Raw genomic sequence first — 6337 nt, forward strand, 5'->3', positions numbered from 1 at the left:
AAGGCCAATGCGGCGCATAGTGTTTCTCCTTGGTTATTTTTATAAAACTCACCCACATCATCACAGTGTGATTTTGATGTTCACAGGTAGCTTGAGTGTAGAGTGTGTTTTTGGAAATTGCCTAATCTTTATTATGTTTGTTTAGGTTTACAACTCTTACGTTTAGCAGAAAACGTGCCAAATTTCGTAGATGCCTGATGGGCGTGGGTTTGAGAGGCTGGTAATAGCGTTGCTTGGGTTAAATAGCCTGTTAGTGAGCCAAAAGTTGCCTATGGATATGGGTGCTTCGGCGTATTCGTGCCGATTCGTACTCTGCAGTCTGCTTGTTAGCCGTCAGGGGTTATCATCACTGATACTCTTGAGTGCATCGCGTTGAAGACCCAAACGTAGCATTTTTTGATTCAGTGTACGGCGGGGAAGTTGTAGCTCATCCATAACCTTTTGAATATTACCCTGCTGGCGAATAAGTGAGTCACGAATCAAGTTACGTTCATAGTCTTCCAGCTGTGCGGCAAGACCTACAGGCGTATCCGCAGACTGTTGTTCCGTGGCTTGGGTTTCCAGTCCAAGCGCATAGCGGGTGGCCTTGTTACGCAGTTCGCGAACATTACCTCGCCATGGATTATGCAGCAGTGTCTGAGTGTAGGCTGCATCGGGGGCTTCTATCTCAAGGTCATGTACTTCCGCGGCCTGGTAAATAAAGTGTTTAAACAGTAACAGGATATCTTCCTGGCGCTCACGTAATGGAGGAATATTCAGTTCCGCAACTGCCAGCCGGTAATAGAGATCCTCGCGAAATTGGCCTTGTTCTGACAGTTTTAGCAGATCGATTTTGGTGGCTGAGATAATAATCAGATCCAGGTCGATGAGTTGGTTGCTGCCGATGCGTTCAATCTTCTGCTCCTGAATGGCACGTAATAATTTGATCTGTACCGGTAGTGGCATGGATTCGATTTCATCCAGGAACAGAGTGCCGCCACTGGCCAGTTCCAGTTTGCCTTCACGCGATTCCAATGCGCCAGTAAAGGCGCCTTTGCGATGACCGAACAATTCTGACTCCACCAGCTCATGTGTCAGCGCCCCGCAGTTAATCGCGACAAAGGGCTTGTGTGCACGTGAGCTACATTCATGCAGAGACAGTGCCACGGCTTCCTTGCCAGCACCGGTTTCACCATGTATCAGGATATTGGCCTGAACTTTTGCTAAGCGTTGCACCTGCTGGCGCAGGGTCACCATTGCCTGACTGTTACCTAGCAAGCGCTTATTGACCGGATCATGCATGGCCGCACGTAGGCGAAGGTTTTCCAGTTGCAGTGAGCGGGTGATCAGGGCCTTGCGAATAATGTCTTCAAGCCGTTCGGGATCAAAGGGCTTTTCCAGAAAGTCCCAGGCACCGTTACGCATCGCTTCGACTGCCATGGGAATATCGCCATGCCCGGTGATCAAAATCGTCGGGAGTTCCGGGGCTTTAGCATGGACCCGGGCCATAAGCTCGGTGCCGCTGATGCCTGGCATACGAATATCGGACACCAGTACGCCGGGAAAATCGGCATTGATGACTTCTTCTGCAGCCAGGGGGTCGTTCAGGGTGGTTACCTGAATGTCAGACAACTCCAGCCATTGCCGGGTCGCTTCGAGCACGGCGGGATCGTCATCCACCAAGAGTACTTGATTGCATTCTGTATGCGTCATGCGGCAGTTACCTTTTGTTCAGAGAGTGGGAGCCAGACTTCAAAACGTGCACCGCCTTCAGCGGGGCATTCTGCCCGAATGCTGCCGCCCAGGTCCTGTATCAGTCCGTAGCAGATAAATAACCCGAGCCCCATGCCCTGGCCAACGTTTTTAGTCGAATAAAAGGGCTCGAACAAATGCTTGATCTGTTCAGGCGCAAATCCCGGACCATTGTCTTCTACCTGCAGTCGCCAGCCGCCATTTTTCTCTCTCAGGCGTATGCTCACTTGTGGTTCCGAGGTCGAGGACACGGCATCGAGGGCGTTGCTAAGCAGGTTGACCAGTATCTGTTCGATACGGGCATCATCGGCACGAATCAGAGCCTGTGGTGGATAGTCAGATTGAATGGCGACCTGTTGTTGGTTAATGCGATGCTCCAGCATTTCCAACACAAAATCGATACGCGCTGACCAGTCCACCGGTTGGAACTGTGCCGGTGCTTGACGCACAAACACTTTCAGCTGTGAGGTGATATTGCTCATGCGACTGGTCAGGGTCATGATTTTATCCAGCGCTGTATCCACCTGTTCATAAAGGGCTCGTGTTAACAGCTTGCGGCCTGATGCGGCATAGGTACGTACGGCGGTAAGTGGCTGATTTAGTTCGTGTGATAGTCCGGCGGCCATGATGCCCAGTGCCGCAAGTTTTTCTGATTGTACTAATTCCCGCTGAATGCGCTGCAGCTCGGAGGTGCGTTTTTCCAGCTCAGCGGTACGATCCATCACCTGATCCTCCAGACTGTCATTCAGGGCGCGCAAACGCTGTTCGGCGCTTAAGGCGGCTTGCGCCCGTCGGCTACGCTCACGCATCCACAGCACGCCCGTGATACAGAGAATATACAGAATCAGTACCAGCCCGGCAGTCAGAAAGGCGAACTGGTAAAGAGGAAGTACTGGAACCAGGTAATGAATTGACCAGCCGGGACGGGACAGTTCCAGGGTTTTGTTTAAATACCCGGCTGTTTCACCATCCGCTTCCGGCATGACCTGAAAGTAATGGCTGCGTTTAACGCCCAGCGGTTTGAGCTCGATGGCATCGAATTGCCGATTGCGGCGGATGTCATCCAACTGGTTATCTGAAAGGGCATCAATATAGCGGTATTTCCATTCCGGATGGCTGGAGAGGACGATGATGTTGTTAGTATCGGAGACAAACACCTTCTCAGCCGCTAATTGCCAGTCAGCCTGCAGCGGCTCCAGATCCACCTTCACTACCGCGACACCCTGGTGCTCTTCGCTTAGGCTGCTGACACGCTCAGATAAAAAGTAACCGGGCAGTCCGGTGGTCGTGCCTATGGCAAAAAATTCGCCATAGCCGGAGCGGATTGCGTCACTGAAGTAAGGACGGAAGCGGTAGTTATTGCCAATAAAACTTTCGGCCTCCTGGTAGTTACTGGATGCCAGTGTCAGCCCCTGAGCATCCATCAAGTAGATTTCATCAGCCAGTGAGGTGCTGCGCGTACGTGCCAGAAACGCATTAATATTGTTGGTCAGGGGCGTATCAGGCTGGTCTAACAGTCGCTTAACATCCGGTGTCTGCGCAATCATCCAGGGCAGGTAATCATACTTGTTGATCGCACCTTCAAAACTGCTGGCGTAGAGGTTAAGGCGTTCATCCGCTTGTTGCAGGGCCTGCTCCCTGGCATGGCTGAAGCCCAACCAGGCGGTCAGTGCCAGTAAAAATGGCAGCAGCAGAAAGCCCACCAGCCAAATGCGGCGCATTTCCCAAACCGATCTGTCTGATTTTTGCATATCCCGCCCTGAAATCTTGTAAGCCTGCCATAATACAGCTTGTTGATACAAAGATAAGTGAATCTTATCACAGCCGCAAAGCTGAGCGCACACCCCGACGTTACTGGCTTGGCGTGGTTCTTAACCAGAATTACAGGAGGCTGTGATACGGATGGAAAATAGAATTACTTGATTTCTCCTATTTATTATAATAAATATAAGAAATGGCTTTGCCACATTACAATTATCGCGGAGGCGCAAACAATGATTTCGTTCCAGTGGGATGACCCGTTTTTTTTCGAGCAGCAGTTAACTGATGATGAGCGTCAGATTCAGGACGCCGCGCGCGCCTATTGTCAGGAGAAACTTCAGCCGCGTGTGCTGAGTGCGGCACGTGAAGAGCGTTTTGATCAAGAGATTATGACTGAAATGGGCGAAATGGGTCTGTTGGGCCCAACCGTTGCTGAAGTCTATGGCGGCGCCGGTGTGAACAGTGTGTCTTATGGTTTGATTGCCCGTGAAGTAGAGCGCGTGGATTCCGGTTACCGTTCAGCAATGAGCGTGCAGTCTTCATTAGTTATGCATCCAATCGAAGCCTATGGCAGTGAAGAGCAGAAGCAGAAATATCTGCCGAAACTGGCAACCGCTGAACTGATTGGCTGTTTTGGTCTGACTGAACCGGATCATGGTTCTGATCCCGGTTCGATGATTACCCGTGCCCGTAAAGTTGATGGTGGTTATCTGCTCAGCGGCCAGAAAATGTGGATCACTAATAGCCCGATTGCCGATATCGCTGTGGTTTGGGCTAAATCAGATGCGCATGAGGGCAAGATCAAAGGCTTTATTGTTGAGCGTGGTACCGAAGGCTTCAGTACACCGAAAATCAGCGGTAAATTGTCTCTGCGTGCGTCTATTACTGGCGAAATCGTCCTGGATAACGCCTTTGTTCCCGAAGAAAATCTGCTGCCTGGTGCTACCGGTCTGTCGGGCCCGTTCGGCTGTCTGAACAAAGCCCGCTTTGGTATTGCCTGGGGCGTGTTGGGTGCGGCGGAGTTCTGCTGGCATGCGGCACGTCAGTACACCCTGGATCGCAAGCAGTTTGGTCGTCCGCTGGCGGCTACGCAGCTGATTCAGATGAAGCTGACCAATATGCAAACCGAAATTACCCTAGGTCTGCAGGCAGTATTGCAGGTAGGTCGTCTGATGGATGAAGGTAACTGGGCGCCGGAAATGATCTCTATGGTCAAGCGTAACAACTGCGGTAAAGCGCTGGATATTGCCCGCGTTGCCCGTGATATGCATGGTGGTAACGGTGTATCCGATGAGTACGGTGTGATGCGCCATATGGTGAACCTGGAATCGGTGAATACCTATGAAGGGACTCACGATGTGCATGGTCTGATTCTGGGCCGCGCACAAACCGGTATTCAGGCGTTTTTCTGATCACCCACTGACGAGGTAAGTAATATGCCGGCACAACCCTTACAGGGTGTCAGAGTACTGGACTTGTCCCGTATTCTGGCCGGCCCCTGGTGCAGCCAGCAGTTGGCCGATCTCGGGGCTGAAGTGATCAAAATCGAGCGTCCAGGTGAAGGTGATGATACCCGTCGCTGGGGGCCGCCCTGGTTGGATAAGTCGCATGAAGCGGCGTATTACCTGGGAGCAAACCGCGGCAAACAGTCGGTAACTATCGATATGGCCAGTGCCGACGGCCAGGCGCTGCTGCATCAGCTGGTAGCGTCTTGTGATGTGGTGCTGGAGAACTTCAAGGTCGGTGGTCTGAAAAAGTACCACCTGGATTATGATTCGCTAAAAGCGATCAAGCCTGATCTGATCTATTGCTCCATTACCGGTTTTGGGCAGGACGGGCCCTACGCACAGCGTGCCGGTTATGACTTTATGATTCAGGGTATGGGGGGCTTGATGAGCCTGACCGGTCAGCCTGACTCTGAAGTGGGTGGTGGCCCGGTAAAGGTCGGTGTAGCCTTTGCCGATATTTTTACCGGTATGTACGCGGCTAATGCCATTATGGCAGCCTTGCTGCAGCGTCAACGCACCGGTGAGGGCACCTATATCGATCTGGCGCTGCTGGATGTGCAGGTGGGGGTACTGGCCAATCAGGCACTCAATTACCTGACCTCTGGCGATGTGCCGCAGCGGTTAGGCAATGCCCATCCGAATATTGTGCCCTATCAGGCGTTTGCAACGGCTGATGGCCATATTATTCTGGCCGTGGGAAATGATGGCCAGTTCCGGCGTTTTTGTGAAACCGCGGGTTGTGCGGCTTTAGCCGGTGATCCACGTTTTGCCAGCAATGCCTTGCGCGTACAGCATCGTAGTGAATTAATTCCGCTGTTACTTGAGCCTATGCGTCAGAAAACCACCGATGAGTGGCTGGTGTCGCTGGAGCAGGTGGGTGTGCCTTGTGGGCCGATCAATACCCTGGATCGGGTGTTTGATGATCCACAGGTGAAACATCGCGGCCTGAAAATCACCCGCTCGCATCCTGAGGATGGTGAAGTCAGTCTGGTCAGCAACCCTATCCGCTTTAACGGCGAAGCACTGAATGCCCCCACCGCACCGCCAATGCTCGGAGAGCATACGGAGGCTATTTTGCGTAGCCATCTTGGGCTAGATGCTCAGACGTTGGCTGATCTTAAAGCTAAGGGTGTTATTTGAGGGTGTGCATTATTCGCGACATTGTAGGAGCCCGCTCTGCGGGCGATTTGGTGGGGTTCGCTCACAGAGTGAGCTCCTACACGGTAATGTATTTGTAGGAAATAAGATGGACCCGCCCCTCTAACAATGTGCCATGCTTAATCTGTAGAGAAAGCAAACCGGCATCTGAGTAAAGAGAGGCGAGTCCTATGAAGAAT

4 protein-coding genes are annotated in these 6337 nt (G+C 52.1%); 2 read left to right on the plus strand and 2 right to left on the minus strand.

The genetic code is table 11. From position 1 onward, the window contains the following. Window positions 1–333 precede the first annotated feature (333 nt). Together ACN0R1_RS05190 and ACN0R1_RS05195 are read right to left on the minus strand one after the other, a co-directional pair. Window positions 334–1692, minus strand: a complete 1359-nt coding sequence (locus tag ACN0R1_RS05190) for a sigma-54-dependent transcriptional regulator (protein WP_417580618.1) — start codon at window positions 1690–1692, stop codon at window positions 334–336. Next, entirely contained in the window at window positions 1689–3452 is a 1764-nt protein-coding gene (locus ACN0R1_RS05195) for a sensor histidine kinase (RefSeq protein WP_417580620.1), read from the minus strand. The genes ACN0R1_RS05190 and ACN0R1_RS05195 overlap by 4 nt, the downstream gene beginning before the upstream one ends. Before the next feature lie 273 nt (window positions 3453–3725). On the opposite strand from ACN0R1_RS05195, the gene ACN0R1_RS05200 reads away from it, so the two are divergent. Together ACN0R1_RS05200 and ACN0R1_RS05205 are read left to right on the plus strand one after the other, a co-directional pair. Further along, entirely contained in the window at window positions 3726–4904 is a 1179-nt protein-coding gene (locus ACN0R1_RS05200) for an acyl-CoA dehydrogenase (RefSeq protein WP_417580622.1), read from the plus strand. A 24-nt stretch (window positions 4905–4928) separates the two neighbouring features. Further along, a complete protein-coding gene (locus tag ACN0R1_RS05205) occupies window positions 4929–6140 on the plus strand; it encodes a CaiB/BaiF CoA transferase family protein (protein WP_417580624.1) in 1212 nt (403 codons plus the stop codon). Window positions 6141–6337 lie beyond the last annotated feature (197 nt).

This window comes from Nitrincola sp. (assembly GCF_048264025.1).
GTDB lineage: Bacteria > Pseudomonadota > Gammaproteobacteria > Pseudomonadales > Balneatricaceae > Nitrincola.